The sequence below is a fragment of the Microtetraspora malaysiensis genome (genome assembly GCF_050947145.1).
Lineage (GTDB): Bacteria > Actinomycetota > Actinomycetes > Streptosporangiales > Streptosporangiaceae > Microtetraspora_A > Microtetraspora_A malaysiensis.
In genome coordinates this window covers 2,703,168-2,727,505 of the sequence record NZ_CP191998.1, presented here as the reverse complement: position 1 = coordinate 2,727,505, position 24,338 = coordinate 2,703,168, and the positions used below count along the sequence as shown (strand labels likewise).

21 protein-coding genes are annotated in these 24,338 nt (G+C 70.3%); 12 read left to right on the top strand and 9 right to left on the bottom strand.

Annotated features, from left to right (window positions below; genetic code table 11):
* Positions 1 to 20 precede the first annotated feature (20 nt).
* Positions 21 to 1,526, top strand: coding sequence for an aldehyde dehydrogenase family protein (locus ACQP1V_RS13105; protein ID WP_433422448.1), 1,506 nt, complete (start codon positions 21 to 23; stop codon positions 1,524 to 1,526).
* A gap of 91 nt (positions 1,527 to 1,617) precedes the next feature.
* Here ACQP1V_RS13105 and ACQP1V_RS13100 read toward each other — a convergent pair whose 3' ends face one another.
* The gene (locus ACQP1V_RS13100) at positions 1,618 to 4,698 is read right to left on the bottom strand and encodes an AAA family ATPase (RefSeq protein ID WP_433422446.1); all 3,081 of its coding nucleotides are present in this window, start codon (positions 4,696 to 4,698) and stop codon (positions 1,618 to 1,620) included.
* 13 nt (positions 4,699 to 4,711) lie between these two features.
* A complete protein-coding gene (locus ACQP1V_RS13095) occupies positions 4,712 to 5,380 on the bottom strand; it encodes a hypothetical protein (RefSeq protein WP_387415264.1) in 669 nt (222 codons plus the stop codon).
* A 365-nt stretch (positions 5,381 to 5,745) separates the two neighbouring features.
* Here ACQP1V_RS13095 and ACQP1V_RS13090 point away from each other — a divergent pair, with 365 nt between their 5' ends.
* Positions 5,746 to 6,135: a carboxymuconolactone decarboxylase family protein gene (locus ACQP1V_RS13090; protein ID WP_433224571.1), complete on the top strand. Its 390-nt coding sequence runs from the start codon at positions 5,746 to 5,748 to the stop codon at positions 6,133 to 6,135.
* Positions 6,136 to 6,191: 56 nt separating this feature from the next.
* Positions 6,192 to 6,944 (top strand): SDR family NAD(P)-dependent oxidoreductase, encoded by a 753-nt coding sequence (locus tag ACQP1V_RS13085; RefSeq protein WP_433422442.1) that lies wholly within the window; start codon positions 6,192 to 6,194, stop codon positions 6,942 to 6,944.
* A gap of 63 nt (positions 6,945 to 7,007) precedes the next feature.
* Here the strand turns inward: ACQP1V_RS13085 and rfbB are convergent, their stop codons facing one another.
* Positions 7,008 to 7,982 (bottom strand): dTDP-glucose 4,6-dehydratase, encoded by a 975-nt coding sequence (gene rfbB, locus ACQP1V_RS13080; RefSeq protein WP_433422439.1) that lies wholly within the window; start codon positions 7,980 to 7,982, stop codon positions 7,008 to 7,010.
* A gap of 228 nt (positions 7,983 to 8,210) precedes the next feature.
* Here rfbB and ACQP1V_RS13075 point away from each other — a divergent pair, with 228 nt between their 5' ends.
* The 4 genes from ACQP1V_RS13075 (at position 8,211) to ACQP1V_RS13060 (ending at position 13,068) form a co-directional block, all read left to right on the top strand.
* Positions 8,211 to 9,446 (top strand): MFS transporter, encoded by a 1,236-nt coding sequence (locus tag ACQP1V_RS13075; protein WP_433422436.1) that lies wholly within the window; start codon positions 8,211 to 8,213, stop codon positions 9,444 to 9,446.
* A 441-nt stretch (positions 9,447 to 9,887) separates the two neighbouring features.
* Positions 9,888 to 11,069, top strand: a complete 1,182-nt coding sequence (locus ACQP1V_RS13070) for a glycosyltransferase (protein WP_387415272.1) — start codon at positions 9,888 to 9,890, stop codon at positions 11,067 to 11,069.
* The gene (locus ACQP1V_RS13065; RefSeq protein ID WP_433422433.1) at positions 11,066 to 12,007 is read left to right on the top strand and encodes an NAD-dependent epimerase/dehydratase family protein; all 942 of its coding nucleotides are present in this window, start codon (positions 11,066 to 11,068) and stop codon (positions 12,005 to 12,007) included. Before ACQP1V_RS13070 ends, ACQP1V_RS13065 begins: the two co-directional genes overlap by 4 nt.
* Positions 12,004 to 13,068 (top strand): glycosyltransferase family 4 protein, encoded by a 1,065-nt coding sequence (locus ACQP1V_RS13060; RefSeq protein WP_433422430.1) that lies wholly within the window; start codon positions 12,004 to 12,006, stop codon positions 13,066 to 13,068. The genes ACQP1V_RS13065 and ACQP1V_RS13060 overlap by 4 nt, the downstream gene beginning before the upstream one ends.
* A gap of 121 nt (positions 13,069 to 13,189) precedes the next feature.
* Here the strand turns inward: ACQP1V_RS13060 and ACQP1V_RS13055 are convergent, their stop codons facing one another.
* Positions 13,190 to 14,413, bottom strand: coding sequence for an ABC transporter ATP-binding protein (locus ACQP1V_RS13055; protein WP_433422427.1), 1,224 nt, complete (start codon positions 14,411 to 14,413; stop codon positions 13,190 to 13,192).
* Positions 14,414 to 14,636: 223 nt separating this feature from the next.
* Between ACQP1V_RS13055 and ACQP1V_RS13050 the strand changes: the two genes are divergently transcribed.
* Positions 14,637 to 15,644, top strand: a complete 1,008-nt coding sequence (locus ACQP1V_RS13050; RefSeq protein ID WP_433422424.1) for a LacI family DNA-binding transcriptional regulator — start codon at positions 14,637 to 14,639, stop codon at positions 15,642 to 15,644.
* 147 nt (positions 15,645 to 15,791) lie between these two features.
* Positions 15,792 to 17,516, top strand: coding sequence for a DNA polymerase/3'-5' exonuclease PolX (gene polX / locus ACQP1V_RS13045; RefSeq protein ID WP_433422421.1), 1,725 nt, complete (start codon positions 15,792 to 15,794; stop codon positions 17,514 to 17,516).
* Positions 17,517 to 17,557: 41 nt separating this feature from the next.
* Here the strand turns inward: polX and ACQP1V_RS13040 are convergent, their stop codons facing one another.
* A complete protein-coding gene (locus ACQP1V_RS13040; RefSeq protein WP_433422419.1) occupies positions 17,558 to 18,049 on the bottom strand; it encodes a glutathione peroxidase in 492 nt (163 codons plus the stop codon).
* 496 nt (positions 18,050 to 18,545) lie between these two features.
* On the opposite strand from ACQP1V_RS13040, the gene ACQP1V_RS13035 reads away from it, so the two are divergent.
* The gene (locus tag ACQP1V_RS13035; protein WP_433422416.1) at positions 18,546 to 19,328 is read left to right on the top strand and encodes a hypothetical protein; all 783 of its coding nucleotides are present in this window, start codon (positions 18,546 to 18,548) and stop codon (positions 19,326 to 19,328) included.
* Positions 19,329 to 19,536: 208 nt separating this feature from the next.
* Here ACQP1V_RS13035 and ACQP1V_RS13030 read toward each other — a convergent pair whose 3' ends face one another.
* Entirely contained in the window at positions 19,537 to 20,181 is a 645-nt protein-coding gene (locus ACQP1V_RS13030; RefSeq protein ID WP_433422413.1) for a TetR/AcrR family transcriptional regulator C-terminal domain-containing protein, read from the bottom strand.
* A gap of 86 nt (positions 20,182 to 20,267) precedes the next feature.
* Between ACQP1V_RS13030 and ACQP1V_RS13025 the strand changes: the two genes are divergently transcribed.
* The gene (locus ACQP1V_RS13025) at positions 20,268 to 21,380 is read left to right on the top strand and encodes a ferritin-like domain-containing protein (RefSeq protein ID WP_433422410.1); all 1,113 of its coding nucleotides are present in this window, start codon (positions 20,268 to 20,270) and stop codon (positions 21,378 to 21,380) included.
* A gap of 31 nt (positions 21,381 to 21,411) precedes the next feature.
* Here ACQP1V_RS13025 and ACQP1V_RS13020 read toward each other — a convergent pair whose 3' ends face one another.
* Together ACQP1V_RS13020 and ACQP1V_RS13015 are read right to left on the bottom strand one after the other, a co-directional pair.
* The gene (locus tag ACQP1V_RS13020) at positions 21,412 to 21,765 is read right to left on the bottom strand and encodes a DUF202 domain-containing protein (protein WP_387415292.1); all 354 of its coding nucleotides are present in this window, start codon (positions 21,763 to 21,765) and stop codon (positions 21,412 to 21,414) included.
* Positions 21,762 to 22,094, bottom strand: coding sequence for a YidH family protein (locus ACQP1V_RS13015; protein WP_084259669.1), 333 nt, complete (start codon positions 22,092 to 22,094; stop codon positions 21,762 to 21,764). Before ACQP1V_RS13015 ends, ACQP1V_RS13020 begins: the two co-directional genes overlap by 4 nt.
* A 312-nt stretch (positions 22,095 to 22,406) precedes the next feature.
* On the opposite strand from ACQP1V_RS13015, the gene ACQP1V_RS13010 reads away from it, so the two are divergent.
* The gene (locus ACQP1V_RS13010) at positions 22,407 to 22,682 is read left to right on the top strand and encodes a ubiquitin carboxyl-terminal hydrolase 14 (protein ID WP_387415294.1); all 276 of its coding nucleotides are present in this window, start codon (positions 22,407 to 22,409) and stop codon (positions 22,680 to 22,682) included.
* A 37-nt stretch (positions 22,683 to 22,719) separates the two neighbouring features.
* On the opposite strand, the gene ACQP1V_RS13005 is transcribed toward ACQP1V_RS13010, so the two are convergent.
* The gene (locus ACQP1V_RS13005; RefSeq protein WP_433422406.1) at positions 22,720 to 24,309 is read right to left on the bottom strand and encodes a Na+/H+ antiporter; all 1,590 of its coding nucleotides are present in this window, start codon (positions 24,307 to 24,309) and stop codon (positions 22,720 to 22,722) included.
* Between the last annotated feature and the right edge of the window lie 29 nt (positions 24,310 to 24,338).

Here is a 24,338-nt window from a genome sequence, read left to right as displayed (position 1 = left end):
CCCGAAAGAGGAGGTCAACGGTGACCCGCCAGATCGCTTCCGTCATCGGTGGAAAGACCGAGCCCACCGGCTCTCCCTACACGTCCACGAACCCGGCCCGGCCCTCCGAGGCGGTGGCCGCCGTCCCGCTCGCCGACGCGGCGACGTTCGCCCGCGCCTGCCGCGACGCGGCCGAGGCGCAGAAGGAATGGTCCCGGGTGCCCGCCCCGGTGCGCGGCCGGGTGATCGCCTCCATCGGCCGGCTGGTCGAGGCGAACACCGAGGCGCTGGCCCGCCTCGTGACCGAGGAGATCGGCAAACCGTACGCCGAGGCGCTGGGCGAGGTCCGCGAGATCGTGGACACCTGCGACTTCTTCCTGGGCGAGGGGCGCCGGTTGTACGGCCAGACGGTGCCGTCGGAGATGCCGGACAAGAACCTGTTCACCTTCCGGGTCCCGGTGGGCGTCGCCGCGGTGATCACCGCGGGTAACTTCCCGGTGGCCGTCCCCTCCTGGTACCTGGTGCCCGCGCTGCTGTGCGGCAACGCCGTGGTGTGGAAGCCCGCCGAGTACGCCGCGGCGTCCGCGCACGCGCTGTACCGGCTGTTCGCCGCAGCCGGCCTGCCGGACGGCGTGCTGAACATCGTGTTCGCCGACGGCGCCGCCACGTACGAGGGGCTGGAGCTGGCGCTGTCCGAGGGCACCGTGCAGAAGGTCGGCTTCACCGGGTCCAGCGCGGTCGGCCGGAGCGTCGGCGAGCTGTGCGGACGGCACCTGCAGTCGCCCTGCCTGGAGCTCGGCGGCAAGAACCCGATGGTCGTCATGCCGGACGCCGAACTCGACCTCGCCGTCGAGGGGGCGCTGTTCTCCGGCTTCGGCACGGCCGGCCAGCGCTGCACCTCGCTCGGCACGGTCATCGTCCACCGCGACGTCCACGACGCGTTCGTGCGCGCGTACGTCCAGGCGGTGCAGGCGGCGAAGATCGGTGACCCGAACGGCGACGTGCTCTACGGGCCGCTGCTCGACCGCAAGTTCGCCGAGCGGTACGAGGAGTACCTGACCTGGATCGAGCCGCACCACACGGTGCTGCCCGGGCCGACGGGGCGCATGGAGGGCGAGGGCCTCTACTACCACCCGGTGATCGTGGACGGCGTGCGCCCGGACGACCGGCTCTTCCTGGAGGAGACGTTCGGCCCGATCGTCGGCGTGACCACGTTCGACACGATCGACGAGGCGATCGCGCTGGCCAACCGGCCGGGCTACGGCCTGTCGTCGTCGATCTACACCACCGACCCGAAGGCCGCGTTCCGGTTCCGCGAGGGCGTCTCGGCGGGCATGGTCAGCGTCAACAACTCGACGTCGGGCGCCGAGGCGCACCTGCCGTTCGGCGGGAACGGCAAGTCCGGCAACGGCAGCCGGCAGAGCGGCGTGTGGGTGCTCGACCAGTTCACCCGCTGGCAGGCGATGAACTGGGACTATTCCGGCCGCCTGCAGAAGGCGCAGATGGACGTCGCCGACATCACCCCCGACCTGGCCTTCCGCCTCTGACCCAGGCTCTGACCCAGGCGCGACCCGGACGCCGGACGGCCCCGGACTCCTTGCGCGGAGTCCGGGGCCGTCCCGGCATGCGGCCGGGACGTCAGGCCGTGGCCTCGGGGCCGCGGCGGCCGTCGTACCCGAGCACCCGCATCGCGATCTCGGGGTCCATGGCGGCCGCGAGCAACTGGGCGCGTTCGGCCGCCCGGTCCCTCGCCTCCTCCGCCCGCCTGCGGGCGGCCTGCTGGGCGCGCACCACCGCGACGGCGGCCACGATCAGCCCGACGACGCCGAGGAGCGCGAGGAACAGGATCAGCGCGGTCCCCGACGGGACGCCGTCGGCTCCTTCCTCCGTCGTCACGGCGACGCCGTCCTGCAGGAAGGCCACGCCGAGCAACGTGAGCACGACGAGCGCGATGACGCCGCCGATCAGCGCCCACAGCAGGCCGTGCGCCCCACCGCGCCCCTGCCCGGCCGGGTGGACGGCGGGACCGGAGCCGTTCTGGTACGGAAAGTCCGGGATGTCGCCATAACCGGTGCCGTGACCGTTCACCGGCGCCGAAACCGGCATCGCGGCCGGGATCGTGGGCTGCATCGTGGGCGGCGTCGTGGAAATCACCACGGCCGGCACACTCGGCGACGTCTCCCGAGGTTCGTACGACTGCTCGCCCCACGGAGGCGCGAAGCTCGGCACGCCCGACATCCCCGACATATCAGGATTCGACGGCACCGGCGCGTACGGCCGGGCGGCCGCGAGGACGGCCGAAGGCTCCAGCTCCGGCACCCGGTCCGGCGCGGGCAGGTCCACCTGGACGGCGCTGTGGCCGCGGTGGGCCTCCGCGGCGGCCACGTGGTACGCCTCGATCTCCTCGTAGAACCCGTCCGAGCCGTAGACGGTGCCGTCCACGAGCGGCCCGCGGGTCCCCTCGATGACCGCGACCACGTCGTCGCCGTTCAGCGTCTTGTGGTGCTCCAGGGCGTGCGCGACGCTGAGCACCTCGCGCCGGTTCTCGCGCAGCAGCGCGGCGGTCTTCTCCAGGAGCTGGTTGAGGTTGAACTCGATCCGCTCCGGGAGCATGTCGGGCGTGAGGCGGTCGTTCTCCCGCGACCGCGGCGTGCCGGTGAAGCCGATCCCGCCGCCCTGGCCCGGGGCCTTCTGCGCCCGGCCCTCGCGGATGCCGAGGTCCTGCAGGGCGGGCAGCGACGCGACGCCGATGCCCATGCCCCAGTGCGCCTCCATCAGCCCGGTCAGCAGCGTGGCCGACTGGAGGTCGCTGGAGACGCCCGAGGAGTTGTCCTCGCCGAAGAACATCCGCTCGCCCGCGAGCGAGGCGAGGGAGACCATGATGTCCGCCTCGTACTCGGACTTCCAGCGGGTGAACTGGTCCTCCGGCTTGATGCTGGACACCATGCCCAGGTAGTCGGCGCCCTTCTCGATCGTGGCGAGGTCGATCTCCAGGTGGTGCCGGGTGCGGTACGCGACGACGGCGTGGCACGCCTCGTGCACGGCCACCGCGTGCCGTTCCCGTTCGATGTACTCCACGTCCTCCGGGGGGCCGAGCTGCTTGAGCCGCTTGGCCCGCATGACATCCGACCAGGTGATCGTGTCCCTGCCGTCCCTGATCGCGGTGATCAGCGACTCGTTGACCAGGTCCTTGATCGTCGCGCCGGTGGCGTACGGAGTGATCGTGGCCAGCTTGCCGATCTGCTCGTCGGTCAGCTCGTGCCGCACCTTGCCGAAGTAGCCCTGGTAGGTGCGGATCCGGCCGTCCTTGGAGGGATAGCCGACCTTGTAGATGCGGTCGATGCGGCCGGGGCGCAGCAGCGCCTCGTCCAGCGCCTCCGGCAGGTTGGTCGCCATCATGATCAGGATCCGGTACTTCGGCGGCGGCTTGGGCCGCATCCCGAGCAGCCGCCGCACGTACCGGTTGACGAAGCCGCGCGGTTTCTTCAGGCCGGAGATCTCGGTGAGCAGCGCCTGCAGCGTACCCATGCCGCCCCCGCCGCCCATGCCCCCGCCGTACATCAGGCGGCTGACGAAGGCGCCGGTCCTGGACCTGGGGGCGTCCGCCTCGGCCCGCTCCCGGCCGCCGCCGAGCGCGTCGCGGCCGAGCAGCCACCGGGTCTCCTGGTCGAGGTAGGCGAAGCCGTTGCATCCGGTGTGCTGGAAGGGCGCAGGCGCGGTCCGGCCCCACCCCCCGCCGGGGCCGCCCTGCGCGAGCGCGCCGCGGTTGCCGAGGGCGTCGGCCTCGTCGAAGAAGACGATGACGCCGCCGTAGCGGAGCGCCAGCTTGCGCAGCTTCCGGAACAGCGACTTCACCTTCAGCACGCCGACGCCGAAGAACATGTTGATGAACGCGCCGGGGTCCACGAAGACGTACGGCTTGCCGGTCGAGCCGGCGACCGCCTCGGCCATGAGGGTCTTGCCGGTGCCCGGAGGACCCCACAGCAGGATGCCGCTCGGCACATAACCGCCCCGGGCCTCGATCTCGTCGGGCCGTTCGAGGAAGACGATGTTCTCCTTGACCCGCTCGACCACGTGGTCCTGGCCCCACACGTCGGAGAACCGCGTCTTGATGTCGTCGGGGAAGTAGACGTCCACGCCGCCGCGCGACAGGAACCAGAAGATCGCGGCGAACTGGCCGACGGCGAGCAGCATGTAGAGGAGGACCTGCAGGACCGTCGGGAGATAGCCGATCGCCTGCGCCGGGGCCTGGATCAGCGCCTCGAGGGGCGAGACGTCCCCCAGCCGCCCCAGCACGACGGCGACGACCGCGATCCAGATCGCCCACTTCACCGCGCGGGCCAGCCGGTAGCGGGTCCAGTCGCCGAACCGGCGGCGGGTCCACCGGTTCCACCCGCCGAAGACCTTCTCGGTCCAGAACCGGTGGTAGGCCGCGGAGCGCTCGCTGATCAGGAAGTGGAGCTGCCTGACCGCCTCCAGCCCGGCCAGCCACAGGAGCCAGGTGGACTCGCGGGCGGTGACGGCGAGCGCCTCCGGGACCGTGATGATCTCGCGGAAGGCGCCGACGGTGTTCAGGACGAGGACGCCGAACAGGACCGCGAGCAACAGCAGGAACTTCCCCCGGTCCCACAGCGGGAGCCGTTTCCTGGTGAGCGGGTCACGGTCGACAGGACCCGATCCGGGTTCGCGCAGCCCCTCGGGCCGATGTGCCGTGTTCATCCGAGGGACTCCTTCACGAGGTGACGCGCCTGATCTTGAAGGACCGCGCGACCAGGTCGATCTCCTTGGCCCGCTGCTTGTAGCAGGCGGCCGTGCAGCGGATCAGCAGCGTGGACACGTGGCTTCCGTCGGCGGACAGGTAGGCCGTCTCGTCGAACGTCTGGACCGGCCCGCCGAGCAGCCGGTAGTTGAAGACCGTCCGTATCCCGCGCACGCCGTCCCGCACCGGCAGCACCTGGTCGCTGAGCACCTCGAAGCCCTTGAACGGCGAGGCCGCCGACGATTCGAACTGCTGCCGCGCCTCCTCGCTCACCGCGACGGGGAGCCCGGACGAGTTGCGCAGCGTGTTGAGCGACGCGTCGTCGCGCTGGGCCGGGGTGAGCGTCTGGACCTTCGCCATCACGAACGGCCGGTCCCCGGCGATGGAGCCGGGAACCAGGAGATGGTCGGCGGAGGGCGTGGCGTGGGCGTCGAAGCCGACCGTCCAGGTGAGTTGTTTCTGCGACCGCGCGGTCTCCGACTGCGGGTCACCGAAGAGTTTGCCGTCGAGCGAGCCCTGGTCGACCTTGCGCCAGGCCGAGGGCACCTTGAAATACGTCGCCCCGGCGACGTCGCGCACGTACGTGTACGCGGTGCTCGCGCATCCCGACAGCTCCGCGACCAGTGCGGAGGCTGTCGTCAACGCCACCATTCCGGACCAAACCCGCCGACTTTCCACCAGGGCCCAACCTCCGCTTTGCGGGTGTACGAGGTAGTAGTGCCCGCTTTCGTCATATCCATCTCGTGATGGGCGGGGATCATCCGCGGAAAAGTATCCGAATATTTCCCATATCGCGGCTTCGCCTGTTATCGGACGCCATGACGGGAAAGCGATGACTCGATCATGTAACTCCGGATGACTGATCGCGTGAGATAGTGCTGTCCATCGGGGAGCCCGGCGAAAATCCACCTATCGCCAGCGCGCGAAGTGGCCAAGGATGGAGGGGTCGGAAGTGCCGCCCACCGGACTCGCCGCAGACGCACTGCCGACGGACTTGGAGCACTTCGATGAGCGACAGCGTGGACGACCTTGACCGTTGGGCTCGCGGGCTGGAGATCATGAAGCGCGTCAACGGGTGGGACCATCCCGGCGAGGCGCCCGGCGAGTTCTTCGGCATCACGGTGGAGCATCTCTTCGCCGAGATCTGGGCACGCGACGTGCTGTCGGTCAGGGACCGGCGGCTGCTGCTGCTCGGGTTGCTCGTCGGCCAAGGCCTCGACGACGCCCTGCGCGTCCAGCTCGACACCGCGTTGCGCACCGGGGAGCTGACCCCCACCGAGCTGCGCGAGGTCGTCGTCTTCCTGACCTACTACGCCGGCTGGCCGCGTGGCACCCGCCTCAACGAACAGGTCGAGGAGCTGATCGAGCGCGCGTCCGGAACCGGTCCCGCGGACTGACCCGTCCCCGCGCCCGGCCGGAGATCGTTGTCGGCCTGTTGGACTAGTCTGCCGTCATGCCCACCGCTCTCATCACCGGCGCGACCGCCGGCCTCGGCGCGGCCTTCGCCCGCCGCCTCGCCGCAGACGGCCTCTCCCTCGTGCTCGTCGCCCGCGACGAGGCCCGGCTGACCGCGTCCGCGGCGGAGCTGCGCAAGCGGTACGGCGTCGCCGTCGAGGTGCTGCCCGCCGACCTCTCCCTCGACGAGGGCATCCGCCGGGTCGAGGAGCGGCTGGAGCGCGGCGTCGACCTGCTGGTCAACAACGCCGGCTTCGGGCACCCGGGCGCGTTCCTGGAGGTCCCGGTCGCCGACGAGGTGACCATGCTGCGGGTCCACTGCGAGGCGGTGCTGCGCCTCACCCTGGCCGCGTTGCCCGGGATGCGCTCGCGCGGCCGGGGCTACGTGATCAACGTGGCGTCGGTGGCGGCGTTCTTCACCCGGGGCACCTACAGCGCGTCCAAGGCGTGGGTGGTCAACTTCAGCGAGTCGGCCGCCGCCGAGATCCCCGAGCCGAACGTGCGCGTCATGGCCCTGTGCCCCGGATTCGTCCGTACCGAGTTCCACCAGCGGGCCGCGATGGACACCTCCGGCATCCCGGACTTCCTGTGGCTGTCGGCCGATCAGGTGGTCGACGAGGCGATGCGCGACCTCGCCCGCGGCCGGCGGGTCAGCGTCCCCACGGCGCGCTACAAGGCGATCGTGTCGGTGGGCAAGTTCGTCCCGCGGACCTTGATCGGGCAGGTGTCGGGCCGCCTCGGGCGCCGCTGACCCGGCCGGTCACCCGGGCCGCCGCGTGGGGGAGGCGCCGCCCGCGCGCGGCCTCCCGGCGGATCAGATGGCGGCGCGGAGGCCGCGCCACCAGTCCTCGTGGTCGCGGTACCACCGCACGACCTCGTCGAGTCCCTTGTCGAAGTCGACCAGCGGCGCGTAGCCGATGGAACGGATCTTGGCCGAGTCGACGGAGTAGCGCAGGTCGTGGCCGAGGCGGTCCGGCACGTGCTCGACCATCTCCCAGCCGACGCCGAAGGCGTCGAGCAGCCGCCGCGTCAGCTCCAGGTTGGTCAGTTCGGCCCCGCCGCCGATGTTGTAGACCTCGCCCGCCGCGCCCTTGTCGAGCACGAGCTGGATGCCCCGGCAGTGGTCGTCGACGTGCAGCCACTCGCGCACGTTGCGGCCGTCGCCGTACAGCGGGACGGGCCTGCCGTCGATCAGGTTGGTGATGAACAGCGGGATGACCTTCTCGGGATACTGGTGGGGGCCGTAGTTGTTCGAACACCTGGTGACGCGTACGTCCAGCCCGTACGTGCGGTGGTAGGCCCGGCAGAGCAGGTCGGCGCCCGCTTTCGCGGCGGAGTAGGGCGAGTTGGGCAGCAACGGCTCGCACTCGGTCCACGAGCCCTCGCCGATCGACCCGTACACCTCGTCGGTCGAGATCTGCACGACCGTGCGCACATTGTGGTCGAGCGCGGCCTGCAGCAGACACTGCGTGCCCTGCACGTTCGTGACCACGAAGTCCGCCGCACCGATGATGGACCGGTCCACATGCGTCTCCGCGGCGAAGTTGACGACGATGTCGTGGCCGGGCACCAGCTCGTCGAGAAGGGCGGCGTCGGTGATGTCCCCCCGCACGAAGGTGAGCCGGCCGGTCGCCTCGACCGGCGCCAGGTTCGCCAGGTTGCCCGCGTACGTGAGCTTGTCGAGGACCGTGACACGGGCCTCCTCGTAGCCGGCGTACGCGCCGGAGAGCATCGACCGCACGTAGTGGGAGCCGATGAAGCCGGCGCCCCCCGAGACCAGGATCCTCATCCCCGCACCTGAACCTTGCTGTGGTCGCCCACCATGACCGGAAAGGAGTTCGGCACCGCGGCCGCCCTCGCGACCTCGACGTTACGGCCGACGAGGGAGTGGCCGCGACCACCGGCTCCTCGACGAATGCCCCGTTCGACAATAATCGCCACTTACTTGCTATTGCGACCTATATGCAACAAGCTGAGGCTCGTCCTTACTGCCCGATCAGGACGCGGAGTTGCCGCAATGCCTCAGCTGCTGCCGGACGCTGGACCACAGCGCGTCATCGCCGCTTCCAACTTCGTCTACACGGTCGGCAGCGGCCTCTACCTGACTGCCGGGGTGCTGTACTTCACCCAGGCGGTGCGCCTTCCGGCGGCCCAGGTGGGGCTCGGACTCGGCATCGCCGGTGTCGTCTCACTGGCCGCAGGCATCGCTGTGGGCCATCTCGCGGACAAGCACGGAGCACGCGGCGTCTACGCGACCACCCTTCTCATCCAGGCGCTGGCAACGGCCGGCTTCGTGCTGGCGGACAGCTTTTGGCCGTTCGTCGTCGTGGTGGGCGTGGCCACCGGGGCGAAGGCGGCCGGACTGGCCGCGCGTAGTCCGCTCATCAGGCACTACGGAGGGGACCGGCCGCAGGAATTCCGTGCCTATCTCCGTGCCGTGACCAACGTCGGCGTCTCCCTCGGCGCCGCGCTGGCAGGCTGGGCCGTCCAGGTCGGCAGCCTCCCCGCCTACCAGCTCCTGGTCATCGGCAACGCGATCGCCTTCGCCGCTTCCGCGGCGATCCTGGTCATCCTGCCGCCGGTCACGCCCGAGCCCACCGGCAGCGGCCCCCGCTGGATCGCCCTACGGGACCGGCCCTATCTGCTGATCACCGCGCTCGACGGCCTCATGGCCGTCCAGTTCAAGGTGCTCACCGTGGCCGTGCCACTCTGGCTGGTCGAGGCCACCACCGCACCGCGCTGGCTCGTTTCGGGCACCATGGTCATCAACACCGTCATCGTCATCGTGTTTCAGGTGCGAGCCAGCCGCGACATCGATTCCCCCGCGGCGGGCGGACGCGCCTACCGTCGGGCGGGCGTGGCCTTCCTTGCCGCCTGTTCGCTGATTTCGCTGTCCGCGGGGATACCGGCATGGGCTGCCGCCGCCCTGCTCATGATTGCGGTGGTGATCCATACGCTCGGTGAGCTGTGGCACTCCGCCGCAGGCTTCGAGGTGTCCTTCGCCCTCGCCCCGAAGCACGCCACCGGCCAGTACCTGGGCGTGTTCGGCCTGGGCGCCGGCCTGGCCGAGGCCCTTGGGCCGGGCCTGCTCATCGCGCTCTGCATCACCTGGGGCCGCCCCGGATGGTACGTCATAGGGGCGCTGTTCGCCGTGACGGGCCTGACGGCGCCACTTGCCGTCCGCTGGGCACAACGCCACCAGCTCGTTCAGCGGACGACCCGTGCGGCCGAGCAACAGGCGCCGGCGGCCTGAGGCCCCACTTCACGGCCGGGAGGCGGATCAGGGAGAGTTCCGCTCCGCACTCGACAGACCCGGCCTCGTCACCCCGACGCACTTTCCCTCATATTCGAAATCGCGGAAGAGAAGCTGCTTCTCGGCGTATTCACGGAATGCCAGATTGTCCTGGATTTCGTCCATGACGAGGACGTGCCGATCCGAAAGGTGCGGCAGCGTTCTTCGCAGCACGAATTCGCGCCCGCTCCGTGTCTTGCCGGAGTCGTGGGAGGCGAGGTCGATCGTGCGCCTATGCCCTGGTCGGCCCACCCCTGCCGGGCTCACGGAAGAACGAGCGCCGGATCATGTCCGGGTACCGAATTCGGAAACTCTGCGCCGCCACAGTGAGCGCACCGTTGGGAAGCCTCGCGGCCAAGTTAGCTTCTCCGGGATGAAGCATGCTTGGCAGCAAGGAGTCCGATGAAGACGGGCAGCCGGATTCGTGTCATGGAAATCATCGCCCGGATGAATGTCGGCGGCCCTGCCACGCAGGTGTTGGGACTGTCGGAGGGGTTGAACCCGGAGGAATTCGACCACCGTCTTTACACCGGCTATCTCGAGGGCGACGAGGGCGACCATCTGCGCCTGCGCGACACGTCCATACGGGTGCACCGGGTGCGCGGTCTGGGCCGGTCGATCAATCCCGCCGACGACCTCCGCGCCCTCTTCCGGCTGGTCAGCGCCATGCGACGGTTCCGTCCGCACATCGTGCACACGCGTACGACCAAGGCCGGCGCCATCGGCCGTACGGCGGCACGCCTGTCGGGCGTGGGGGCGGCGCGGGTGCACGTCTTCCACGGCCACCTGCTGCACGGGTACTTCTCCCCCGTCAAGCTTGGCCTCTACGTGCGGGCGGAGCGAGCGCTCGCCTCCGTGACGGACCAGCTGGTGACCGGCGGCGCCCAGGTCCGCGACGAGCTGCTCGCCGCCGGGATCGGCCGCCCGGAGCAGTACGTCGTCATCCCGCCCGGCGTACGGCTCGGCCCGGTGCCGAGCCGGGAGAAGGCCCGCGCGGAGCTGGGGCTGCCCTTGGACGCGCCGGTGGTCGCCTACATCGGCCGGCTCACCCGGGTCAAACGGCCCGACCGGTTCCTCGACGCGGCGGGCGCGGTGCTCGCCCGCGTTCCCGGCTGCCGGTTCGTCATGTGCGGCGACGGCGACCTGCGCGAGGAGGTGAAGCACGGCATCGCCCCCGCCCGCGACTCCTTCCGCCTGCTGGGCTGGCGGAAGGATGTCGAGACCGTCTACGCGGCGGCCGACGTCGTGCTGCTGACCTCCGACAACGAAGGCACGCCGCTCACGCTCGTGGAGGCGGGCATGGCCGGGACCCCGGTCGTCGCCACCCGTGTCGGCAGCGTCGCGGAGGTGGTGCGCGACGGCCACACCGGGCTGCTGGCCGCCCCCGACGCCGGCGCGCTCGCCGCACACGTCGTACGGCTGCTGTCCGATCCCGGCGCGGCCGCCCGGATGGGCGCGACGGCCCGCGACTGGACGACGGGCGCCTTCGGCGTCGAACGTCTCGTCGCCGACACCGAGGCCCTGTACCGATCACTTCGCGGCGCCTCCCGGCACCGCCTTACACCGGAGGGAACCAACACATGAGGATCCTCGTGACGGGCGGCGCCGGTTTCATCGGCGCGAACCTGTGCCGCGCGCTCGTCAACCGGCCCGAGGTCGAGGGCGTCACAGTGCTCGACGATCTCAGCACCGGAGACCGGCGGAACGTCGAGGGCATCGGGGTGGACCTGGTGACCGGCAGCATCCTGGACGGGGGGCTGCTGGCGGAACTCGTCCCGTCCGTGACCACGGTCGTGCACCTTGCCGCGATGCCCTCGGCGCCGAGGTCGCTGCTCGATCCGCTGGCCTCGCACACGGTCAACGCGACGGGCACGCTCCACGTCCTGGACGCCTGCCGGGCCACCAGGCCGCATGTGATCCTCGCGTCCTCGTCGTGCGTCTACGGGAACGGCTCCGAGCCGTACAAGCACGAGAACCTGGCCACCCGGCCGCTCAGCCCGCACGGCGTCACCAAGCTCGCCACGGAGGCCTACGCCCTGGCGTTCGCGGAGAGCTTCGGCCTTCGGGTGCTGCCGTTCCGCTTCTTCAACGTGTACGGCCCCATGCAGCCCACCGGGCACCCGCACACTGCGGTCGTCCCCGCGTTCGTGTCCGCCGCGCTCGCCGGCGAGCCGCTGCCCGTCCACGGGGACGGCACGCAGGCGCGCGACTTCACCTACGTCGGCACGGTGGCGCAGGTGCTCGCCGACGCGGTCGTCCGCCGGGTGGGCAGCGACACCCCGGTCAACCTCGCGTACGGGACGCGGATCTCGCTGCTGTCCCTGAAGGACGCCATCGCGGCGGTGCTCGGCCACCCGGTCGAGGTGGCGTTCCTGCCGCCGCGCGTCGGCGACGTCCGCGAGTCGCAGGCGTCACCCCGGCTGCTGCTCGACCTGTTCCCCGGCGTACGGCCGGTGCCGCTGGAGGAGGGGCTGCGCCTGACCGTGGAGTGGTTCGAGAAAGCCGAGGCGTCGCAGCGGTGAACGGCGTCACCGTCGCGGGCGCGGGGGCGGTCGCGTTCCTGCTGGCCGGCGGTGGCACCCACGCGCTGGGGCGCCTGGCGCTGCGCTGGGGCATCACCGACCGGCCGGAGGGCTACCGGACGCGCGTTCGGCCCGTGCCCCGGCTCGGCGGCATCGCGATCATGCTGGGAACGGTCGTGCCGGCGCTCGGGCTGCTCGGTTTCTCCGATCCACGCACGGCCGTCGTCGTGATAGGCGGGATCGCGATCGCCCTGCTCGGCCTCGTCGACGACATCTCGCCGCTGCCCAAGGCGACGCGACTGGCGGTCGAATGCGTGACGGCGACCGGGGTCGCGCTCGGCGGCGTCGAGGCGTCGATCACCGGGACCTGGCTCGACGTGCCGATCACCGTCGTGTGGATCGTCATCGTCACCAACTCCTTCGCGCGGCTCGACAACGTGGACGGCGCTCTCGGCGCCGTCGCGCTGGCGGGTGCCACCCCCCTCGCCGTGACGGCGTTCGCCCGCGGCGAGTACGGGGCGGGACTGCTCCTGGTCACCCTGGCGGCCTCCTGCTTCGGCTTCCTCCCGCACAACTGGGCGCCGGCGAAGGTGTTCATGGGGGACGCGGGATCGCTGTTCATCGGATTCACCACCGCCTGCCTGGCGACCCTGTTGATCACCGGTGACGGAACGGGCGCGGCGACGGCCGGGTTGCTGCTTCCCGCCTTCGTCGCCGTCGTCGACACCGGGGTGGTGACGCTGTCGCGGCTGAGGACGGGCCACCCGGTGTTCCGGAGAAAGGCGGACCACCTGTCCCACCGGCTGCGCCGGCTGGGATTCGGCCCCAGGCTGACGGCGCTGCTGCTCGCCTCGGTCGCCGGAGCGAGCGGGATGCTCGGCATGGGGACGGCGGTGCGCTGGATCTCGCCGATCGTCACGGTGCCGGCCGCCGTCATCGCGGCACTCGTCCTCGTCACGCTCTCACAACGGGTGCCCGTCTACGCACCGCCCCGAAAGCGCCCCGGAGCCATCGCCGAAAGGCGGCCTTCGGCTACCTCTCGGACGTCAAAACCCCGGTGAACGCGTGAACCCGACGCCGATCGACCGGCCCCGGTGAGCCTACGGCGCCCGGAGACGCCGAAGGGCCCTCGCCGCAGGAGGGGGAAGGCGGCGAGGGCCCCGGGAAGGCGAGCCGTACGGCTCAGCGGCCGACGTTGGCCTCGTGCCCGATGGCAAGGCCGGAGTCGACGTCGAAGAAGTGCAGGTTGTGGGTGTCGACGACCAGTTCGACGTTCTGGCCCGGGCGGACGTGGCTGCGGGCGTTGACGCGGGCGGTCCACAGCGACTTGTCGCCGGCCAGCGGCAGGGTCGCCGTCTCCTCCTCGTCGCCGTCGTTCTGGGCGGCCACGGTGTCCTTGTGCTCGACCGGCGGGGCGTCGATCGTGAACAGCACGTTGATCTCCGAGCCCAGCTCCTCGGTCACGTTGGCGCGGACCGGGATGCGGGCCCAACCGGCGGCGTTGCCGTTCGCGGCGCTCGCGTCCTCGAAGTCGGACGGGCGGATGCCGAGGATGGTCTTCTTGCCGATGTAGCTGTCCAGGCCCGGCTTCTCGGTGAAGGTGGAGTCCGGGACCGGGAGCTTGTACCCGGCGAACGCGACGGCCGCGCCGCTGCCGTCCCGGACCAGCTCGGCGTAGGTGAAGTTCATCGACGGCGAGCCCATGAAGCCGGCGACGAACAGGTTGACCGGGTTGTCGAACAGGTTCTGCGGGGTGTCGACCTGCTGGAGCAGGCCGTCGCGCAGGACGCAGACCCGGTGGCCCAGCGTCATGGCCTCGACCTGGTCGTGGGTGACGTAGACGGTGGTCACGCCGAGGCGCTCGTGGAGCTGGTTCAGCGAGGCGCGCATCGAGACGCGGAGCTTGGCGTCCAGGTTGGACAGCGGCTCGTCCATCAGGAAGGCCTGGGGCTCGCGGACGATGGCGCGGCCCATGGCGACACGCTGGCGCTGACCGCCGGAGAGCGCGGCCGGCTTGCGCTTGAGGTACTGCTCCAGGCCCAGCATCTTGGCGGCGTCGTTGACGCGCTTGGCGATCTCGGCCTTGGGCATCTTGCGGAGCTTGAGGCCGAAGGCGAGGTTCTCCTCGACCGTCATGTGGGGGTAGAGCGCGTAGTTCTGGAAGACCATCGCGATGTCGCGGTCCTTCGGCGGCAGGTGGTTGACCACGCGGTCGCCGATGACGATCTCACCGCCGCTGATGTCCTCCAGGCCGGCGATCATGCGCAGCGCGGTGGACTTGCCGCAGCCGGAGGGGCCGACCAGCACCATGAACTCGCCGTCCCTGATCTCCAGGTTGAGGCCGTCCACAGCCTTGACGCCGCCCGCGTAGATCTTGTCCACGCCGTTCAGAACGATAGAAGCCATCTCAGTCCTTCGTCGCTTCCTGACGATTCCGCCCTGTCCTGCAGTCGCGGGTCCCCCCGATGCGGGCCGGGCTTTCTCCTGGGGGATAACCACAGGAAGTGGATACGTTTTCATGAATCTCAGCGGACAGATCAGGACGTGTCAACCCAATCTGCTTGTCATACGGGGCTTGTTACCGTTCCGAGATTCGCGATAATCATGGAAATATGCTGGAATCGTTTCCATGAACAGCTCGGGACAGCGGCGTACGACGATCAAGGACGTGGCGGAGGCGGCCGGTGTGGGCGTCGCGACCGTCTCGCGGGTGCTGTCGGGCGGATCGGCGAGCGCCGGGACGCGGGAGAAGGTGCTGGCCACGGCGGCGCGGCTCGACTACCACCCGAGCGCGCTCGGCCGGAACCTGCGCCGGCGGCACACGGGGGGCATCGGCCTGCTCGTCCCCGACATCACCGACAGCTTCTACGCCCGCCTCGCCGACGGCGTGCTGTCCTGCGCCCGCTCGTACGGCGAGCCGGTCACGGTCGGCGTCACCGGCGACGACCCCGAGCGGGAGAGCGAGCTGATCGGCACGCTCATCGAGCAGAGCATGGACCGCGTGATAGCGGTGCCGTCCGGCGACGGCGAGGTGTGGGACCCCGTGCTCCGGGCCGGGGTGAACGTCGTCTTCGCGAGCCGGCGGACCGACCTCGACCTACCGGACGTGCCGGCCGTGCTCGCCGACGACCGCGACGGGGTGCGCACGGCGGTGGAGTACCTGACCGGCCTCGGCCACCGGAAGATCGCGTTCCTGGCCCGGCGCGGCCAGTCCCAGCGGGTGGCGGCCTTCGCCGGCGCGCTCACGGCGCTCGGCGTGCCCGTGGAGGACGAGCTCGTCGTCCACGCGCGGGCGAGCCGCGACTCGGCCTACGCCGCCGCGGCGGGCCTGCTGCAGCGCCACCCCGACGTCACCGCCGTACTGACCGGCGGCAACATCCTGGGCGAGGCGGCGGTGCTGGCCGCCCGGGAGCTGGACGTGCGCGTGCCGCGCGACGTCTCGCTGATCATGTTCGACGACGTGCCCTGGGCCGAGCTGTGCTCTCCCCCGCTCACGGTCATCGCGCAGCCGGCCCAGGACATCGGGTACCGCTCGGCCGAGCTGGTCCTGCGACAGGGGCGCAGGCCGCGCGAGGTCGTGCTGCCGTCCGAGCTGGTCGTCCGGGCGAGCTGCGGCCCCAGGAGGCCGCGCCGGTAGGGGCCGTCATCGGCGCCCTGTTGTTTCGACGAGAAACCCGCGGCTCCGGGGCGCCGTCTCATCCGGGACCTTCAGCCCTATCTCCCCTCACTCCCGGCGATCGATGCTGGAGAGAAGCCAGGTCGAACCCCGGCGGGAGTGTCAGCCGTGGAACGTTCGAATGACCAGGTCGCGAACCTGCTGCAGGAGTACGCGGACCTCATCGCCATCACGGGCGGCGACGCCTTCAAGGCGAGGGTGTACGAGAAGGCGGCCCGATCGGTCGGCGGTTACGCCGGCGACATCGCCAAGATGGACGCCGGCGAGCTGCGCCGGATCCCCAACGTGGGCACGTCGATCGCGGCGAAGATCGACGAGTTCCTGCGTACCGGGGCGATCCACCAGCTCGAGGAGCTGCGCGGCAAGATCCCGGCAGGCGTCCGCAGGCTCACGGTGGTTCCCTCGCTCGGCCCGAAGAAGGCCGTGATGCTCTACCACGAGCTGGGCATCGACTCGATCGAGTCCCTTGAGGGGGCGATCAGGGCGGGCCTGCTGCACGATCTGCACGGTTTCGGCGCCAAGACCGAGGAAAACCTTCTGCACGGCATCGAAGTGATGCACAAGGCGGGCGAACGGGTGGATCTCGGCGTCGGGATGAGCGCCGCGGAGGAGATCGTCGCGGCGCTGCTCCGGGTGCCGGGATGCGAACGATGCGTGTACGCCGGGTCGCTCCGCCGGATGAAGGACACCATCGGCGACATCGACGTCCTCGCCACCGCACGCGAGCCGGCGGCGCTCATGGACGCGTTCACCCGGCTCCCCACGACCGGCGAGGTGATCGCGCACGGAGACACCAAGACCTCGGTCCGCACCGTCGCCGGCCTCCAGGTGGACCTGCGGGTCGTGCCCGCCGACTCCTGGGGCGCGGCCCTGCAGTACTTCACCGGCTCCAAGGCGCACAACATCCGGACGCGGGAGATCGCCGTCCACAAGAAGCTCAAGCTGTCCGAGTACGGCCTGTTCGACGTCACGACCGGGGAGAAGATCGCGTCCACCGACGAGGCGGACGTGTACGGCATGCTCGGGCTGCCGTGGATCCCGCCGACGCTGCGCGAGGACAGCGGCGAGATCGAGGCGGCACTGCGCGGTGAGCTTCCGCGGATCGTGGCCGAGACGGACCTCCGCGGTGACCTGCACACGCACACGAACCTGACCGACGGGCTGGCGTCACTGGAGGAGATGGCCGCCGCGGCGGCGGAGCGCGGATACGCCTACTTCGCGATCACCGACCACGCGCCCGAGCTCTACATGCAGCGGATGACCGACGAGAAGGCCCTGGCCCAGCGCGAGCAGGTGCGGAAGCTGGACGGCGCGTACGGCGGGATGCGGCTGCTGCACGGCACCGAGCTCAACATCGACCCGGAGGGGGATGTCGACTGGCCGCCGGAGTTCCTGGCCGGATTCGATCTGTGCGTGGCCTCCTTGCACTCCCACTTCACCCAGCCGCGCGAGGAGACGACCCGGCGGTTGCTGCGGGCCTGCGAGAACCCGCACATAAAGATCATCGGCCATCCGACGGCCCGCGTGATCGGCAGGCGGGAGCCGGTGGACGCCGACTGGGACACGGTGTTCACCGCCTGCGCCCGCACCGGCACGGCGCTGGAGATCGACGCCTTTCCCGAGCGTCTCGACCTGCCCGCCGACCTGGTCAGGCGGGCGTCGGGCAAGGGCGTCCTCTTCGCCGTCGACAGCGACGCGCACGCCGTACCCCATCTGGCCAACATGCGGTACGGCGTGGCCACCGCGCAGCGCGGCTGGCTCACCGCCGATCAGGTGATCAACGCCTGGCCGCTCGACCGGCTGCTGCGCTTCCTCCAGGCCGACCGGCCATGACCTGAACGACGGTGCCCCCGGCGAGCCGGGGGCCGCCGGGGTCAGGCGGAGAGGGTCTTGTCGATCGCCGCGACGACCTCGGACGCCTCGGGCTCGGTGCGCGGCCGGAACCGCGCGACCACCTCGCCCGCGCCGTCCACCAGGAACTTCTCGAAGTTCCACTGGATGTCGCCCGCGGCGCCCTCCGCGTCGGGCGTCTGGGTCAGCGACGCGTACAGCGAGTGCCTGCCGTCGCCGTTGACCTCGATCTTCTCCAGCAGCGGGAAGTCCACGCCGTACGTGGTGGAGCAGAACTCCTGGATCTCCTCCGCCGAGCCGGGCTCCTGGCCCATGAACTGGTTGCAGGGCACGCCCACCACCGTGAAGCCGCGCCCGCCGTAGGTCTCCTGGAGGCGCGCCAGGCCGGCGTACTGCGGGGTCAGCCCGCACTTCGACGCCACGTTGACGACCAGGGCCGCCCGGCCGCCGAGGAGGCCGCCGAGGGTGGTCTGCGTCCCGTCCAGGGTCCGCACCGGGATCTCAAGAATGCTCATGGCGCCGACTTTACCTACTGCCCTGCCGGCAATCTTTGCCCCGTCGCGTCGCCCAGGACGGCACCAGAACACCGTTCGACGAGACGCGACGGAAGCGGGTAAAAGTTCCGCCCGCGCACCGTCACGCCACGGTCGAATGAGCGACGGACGCGCTGGTCAGAGCGGGTGCGAGGGGCAAACCCCAAGCCACGGCCAAACTTGCGGAACCGCCGTCCCCACGTCCGCGACCGCATGACCAGCGGGTCCTCTTGGGAGCTCCAGAAGTCGTCGGGCGGGCGGCAAACAACTTCCTCCAGCGTGTCGCAGTTCACCGGATCGGGCCGGAACTCCTACTTCAATCCGGCTGAAGAGCCCGTCGCGGCGCCTGCCCGGGAGTGCACGTTGGATCCGGTGAGGCCGAGCGGACGGTCGTGCCCACGCCATGGGTGATGAACCGCCGGACGGGGCGCACACGTGCGCCCCGCGTTCCGCACGCGACCCGACGACAAGGACCGAATTGGACAGCAACAGAGTCAGCCACCGAGTTCTGATCCGCAAAACGGCGGTCGCCGTGATCGCGGTCTCGGTGGTCGGAGGCATGGCAAGCGGCACCGCCGCGAGCGCCGAGCAGACCAAGCGGCGGACCGGGAAGACCGGGCAGACCTCCGCCGCCTCGGTGCGGGCCCTCATGGAGACGCCCGTGGAGGTGACAGCCAGGGTGCAGGCCCCCGCGGAGACGTCCGCGGAGGCGGCAACCATGGCTCAGGCTCCCGCGGAGACGTCCGCGGAGGCGACAGCCACGAGGGGATCCACGGCGGAGAGCGCGGCCGCGGGACCCGCGGTGACAGGATCCGTCGAGGTCGCGGAGCGCCCGGCGTACGCCACCTCCGTCAGCGGAATAACAGCAGTTCACACCGCCGTCTGGAGGACCAGCGCCAAGGCCGTCAAGCCCAAGGTGAGCGTGGCGGCGCCGGCGGTCCTCAACAAGGCGTACGCCTTTCGGCTGGTGGCCCGGCGGTCGTGGCCGAGCACCCGCGGGCGGCAACCCGCGGCGCCCCAGTTCCAGTGCCTGGACAGCCTGTGGACGAGGGAGAGCGGCTGGAACCACCGGGCGGAGAACCCGTCTTCCGGTGCGTACGGGATCCCGCAGGCGTTGCCCGGCAACAAGATGAGCGGAACCGGCGTCGACTGGCGGTTCAATCCGCTGACCCAGATCAGATGGGGGCTGAAATACATCAGGACCCGGTACGGCTCGCCGTGCGGGGCATGGGGACACTTCCAGTCCCACAACTGGTACTAGCGAGTTCCACGCGACGGAGCCCCACGACGCGCGATGAAACGTCGTGAGGGTGCGATGGAATCCGTGACATCAAGGAGTGACCAGGGGAAGGGACCACTCCTTGGGAAGCGCCCGGGGCCGCGGCTCGGGCGCTCTCCCCGCCCTCACCGCCGCTGTCCGGCCCGAGCTCCCGCCTCGTCGCTCCTGCCGGGCCCTTGTCGAAAGTGTGTCAAGAGTGTCCGGTCAGCCCGCGCTCGCCGAGCCGTACGGCCATGGCCTGCACGAGGAGCTCCAGCCCGAACTCGAACTCCGCCTCGTGGTCGCAGGCGGTGAGCTCCGAGGCGCGGGCGTGCAACTCGGGGAAGAGGGCGGGGTCGGCCACGCCCACCGGCACGTCCGGCCGATCGGGCGCGAACGTGGGCGTCACCCCGACCTCGCGGAGCAGCGAGCCGACGATGTAGGCGATGAACATGCGCAGCATCCGCACCGCCTCCTCGCCGTCGAACCCGGCCTCGCGCAGCGTGGCCAGGGCGCGCTCGGCCGGGATCATCCCGGCCGGGGAGCGGAGCTGGCGGCTCACCACCACCATCGTGCAGCGCGGGTAGTGGTGGGCGATCTGACGGAAGGCCCTGGCCTGGATCCGGACGCGCTCGCCCCAGTGGGCGGATGGGTCGTCGGTGAACTCGATCTCCGAGAGCACCGCCTCGGCCACGCCGTCCAGCAGGGCGGACTTGTTCGGCACGTGGTTGTAGAGGGACATGACGCCGACCCCGAGCTCGGCCGCGATCCGGCGCATGGAGACCGCGTCCGCGCCCTCGCGCTCGATGAGTCCCACGGCGGCGGCGACGATCCTCGCCCGGTTCAGGGTCGACATGGCAGCGATTCTCCCCCAGACCATTGACGACGTACAGCGTACGTGACACGGTCGGGACGTACGGTGTACGTAGACGGGAGGTCAATGTGTCGACCCACGAGCTTTACACCATCCCCGCCGAACTCTCCACATGGGATGTGGAGATGGCCGGATCGGCCCGGTTTACCTGGGAATATGACGACGGCCGGGATCGGATGCTCGCCCTTTACCAAAAGGGCAAGGACAAGCAGTGGGACTCGGTCAAGCGCATCGACTGGGACATCGAGGTCGACCCGTACAACGTGCTCGGCGTACCCGACAACACGATCGCGATCTACGGGACTCCCCTGTGGGAGCGGATGGGCGAGAAGCAGCGCCAAGAGGTCCGGCTGCACGGCGCGGCCTGGCAGTTCTCCCAGTTCCTGCACGGCGAGCAGGGGGCGATGATCTGCTCGGCCCGCATCGTGGAGTCGGTCCCCGACCTGGACTCGAAGTTCTACGCCGCGACGCAGACGATGGACGAGGCACGGCACGCCGAGACCTACGCCCGCTTCCTGAAGGAGAAGGTCGGGCTGGCCTACCCGATCAACGAACACCTGAAGGCCCTGCTGGACAGCACGCTGAGCGACTCCCGCTGGGACATGCCCTACCTCGGCATGCAGGTGCTGATCGAGGGCCTCGCCCTGGCCGCGTTCGGCGTGATGCGCGACATCACCACCAAGCCGCTGCCCAAGCAGATCCTCGCGTACGTGATGCAGGACGAGGCGCGGCACGTCGCGTTCGGCCGGATGGCGCTGCGCGACTACTACAAGAACCTCTCGGAGACCGAACGGCGTGAGCGCGAGGACTTCGTCATCGAGGGCTGCTACCTGATGCGCGACCGGCTGCGCGGGCGCGAGACGTGGGAGGCCCTCGACCTGTCCAAGCAGGAGGTCGACGAGGCGATGGGCCACGTCGACGAGTCGGACTACATGCGCCTGTTCCGCTCGCTGCTGTTCAGCCGGATCGTGCCGTGCGTCAAGGACATCGGCCTGTGGAGCCCGCGCCTGCAGCAGGCCTACGCCGACATGGGCGTCCTGGAGATGGCGAGGCAGAACCTCGAGGCGCTGATGAAGCAGGACGAGGAGATCGCGGACAAGATCGACGCGGAGCGGTTCACCCGCGAGGAGGCCGAGCGCCACGAGGAGGTCACCGAGACCATCGCCATGGCCGCCGACTGACTCCCGCGCCGCCGGGTCGCGGGCGCCGCGCTCACACCGAGAGCACGAAGATCGCGGCGCCCGCCACGACCGCCAGGACGCCCCACCACGCGAGCAGCGCGTCGGTCATGAAGTTCAGCGGATGCCCCAGGTGCAGCGCCCGCTGCAACCGGAGGAAACGGGCGCCGACCCGGGCCAGCAGCGCGGTGCCGCAGAGTGCGCCGAAGGAGAAGGCGGCGAGCGCGACCCCTCCCATGCCGTGCCGTACGGTGACGCCCGTGGCGACGAGGGAGAGCGAGCACAGGGCGACGGCGGTGCGGACCCACGCCAGCCGGGTGCGCTCGTTCGGGAGGCCCGGGTCCCAGCTCACCAGGGTCGGGTCGGCGCCCGCCTCGGTGTCCGTCATGCCAGCACGATCAGCACGAGGGCGATGACCGCCACCCCGGCCACGCCGTACCCGAAGAGCGGCGCGAGGGCGGGCGGCGGCAGCGGGTCCTGACGGCGCAGCGCCCGCTGAACGCGCCTCCAACGGGGGTAGGCCATGACGGCGGTCACGGCGGACAGCACCACGAGCACGACGGCGAGCAGGGTTTTGATCCAGTCCACGAAGATGTGGGAGGGGACCGCCGCCATCGCGATGCCGCCCGCGCTCATCGCGAGCGAGGTGCTGAGCCAGGTGAGGAACGTCCGCTCGTTGGCCAGCGTAAATCGCGGATCCGGTTCATGCCCATCCATGAACCTAAGAATATTTTGCGACATTTCCCCTTAGTTATGATGGAATGCCGGAAACGAGGAACACCGCTACAGGTGTGATCGACATCGACGCCCGGGATCATGACCCGGCCTTTCCCAGGAAATCACCAGGATCGATGGGGATATCCCCGGAAAACCGAGATCCTTGGCAGGCATGAGGAGCGCACCGCCCCGAGTGACCTTCCCGGGCCGTGTCCGGTGACGCGCGGCGAGACCGGGAACCGGAGACCCGGGACGGCCGCGGTGACAGGACAGGCCCGGCGACCGGCGGGCGCGGAGAGATCGGGGGAACCAATGGCGACGTGTGAACACCTGGAGGGCGCCGACTCCCCGGCGCCGGTGACGCCCGAGGGCTGCGCCGAGTGCCTCGCCACGGGGACGCGCTGGGTCCACCTGCGCAAGTGCCTGCGCTGCGGGCACATCGGATGCTGCGACTCCTCCCCCGGACGGCACGCCACCGCGCACTTCCGGGAGACCGGACACCCGGTGATCGTCTCGTTCGAGCCCGGCGAGAACTGGCGCTGGTGCTACCTCGACAACCTGATGGACGCGCACGACGGCCTCGCCTGACCTCCTGGTGGCGGGCCCGGCGGTCACCCGTCCGTGATCAGTCGCGGACGAGCGTGGCCTCCTCGAAGTCGAGCTCCTGCATCATCCGCCGCAGCACCTCGTCATCGATGCGGCGCTCGTCGCGAAGCCGGATGATCACGTCTCGCTCCGTGTCGATCATCTCGCGGCGCAGCCGCCGGTAGAGCGACGCCGGCGTCTCCTCCCCCTCCGGTCCGGTGCCGCCGCCCAGCCGCTCCCAGGCGTGCAACGCCCTGCGCTCGGTCCGGGCACGCAGCACCTCGACGACCTCCTCGTGGACGTCCAGGACGCTCTCCGCGAGCATCTCGTCCAGCCGGGCCAGCGCGGCGTCGGCGGCGGCCTGCTGCGCGGCGGCCTCGTGCAGGTCGTCCTGGTAGCGCTCGCGCTCGTTGGACACGCCCAGCTTCCTGATCAGCCAGGGGAAGGACAGCCCCTGGACGACCAGCGTGCCGATGACGATGACGAACGTCACGAACAGCAGCAGATCGCGCTCGGGAAAATCCTGCGGCAGGGCGAACGCGGCGGCGAGCGAGACCACGCCCCGCATCCCCGCCCAGCTCAGGACCACCACGTGCCGCCAGGGCGGCCGGACGGGTTCGCGTCGCCTGATCCTCTTGGACAGGATCCGCGGCACGTACGTCGAGGGGATCATCCACACGACCCGCGCCACCACCGCCACCAGCAGCAGGACCAGCGCGTACGTTACGAACCGGGCGGGGCTCTCCCCCTTCAGCCCGAGCACGATCGGCCGGAACTGCAGGCCGATGAGGATGAAGACGATCGACTCCAGGATGAAGTCGGCCACCTGCCAGACCGCGTTGGACAGCAGCCGGGTCCCATAGGAATAGTGGCTCATCCGATAGCCGAGATACAGGCCCACGATCACCACGGCGATCACGCCGGAGGCGTGCACCAGTTCCCCGGCCAGGTACGCGACATACGGCAGGAGCAGCGACAACCCGTTGGTGACGAGCGCGTCGGTGAACCGGCGCAGCACCAGCCCGGCCGCGTACGCGATGGCGAGCCCGATGGCCACCCCGGCACCGGCGGCGTAGAGGAACTTCCCGCCCGCCTGGACCAGGCCGACGCCCGTGCCGACCACGGCGCCGACCGCCACGCGGAACGCGGTGAGGGCGGTGGCGTCGTTGAACAGGCTCTCACCGATCAGGATGGTGAGCGGCCGCCGCGGCAGGCCGAGCCGGCGGCCGATGGCGACCGCGGCGACCGCGTCCGGCGGCGCCACGATCGCCCCGAGCGCGAAGGCGGCCGCGAGCGGCAGCCTCGGGATCATCAGGTGCGCGACCATGCCGATCACGACGGTGGTGAACAGCACCAGCCCCACCGAGAGCAGGCCCACCGCGCGCGCCGTGTCCCGCAGCCGCAGATAGGAGCTGTCCAGCGCCGCCGAGTACAGCAGGGGCGGGAGGAAGACCAGCAGGACGACGTCGGGGTTGAGCCGGTATTCGGGCACGCCCGGCACGTACGACAGGACCAGTCCGACGATCACCAGCAGCAAGGGAGCCGACAGGTCCCGTCTCCTGGCGGTCCCGGCGACCACGAGCGCGCCGACGGCCAGCAGGACCAGCCCGGCGACCGTCGAGATGTCCATCAACCGTCGAGCGTACTCGCGTGGTCGTC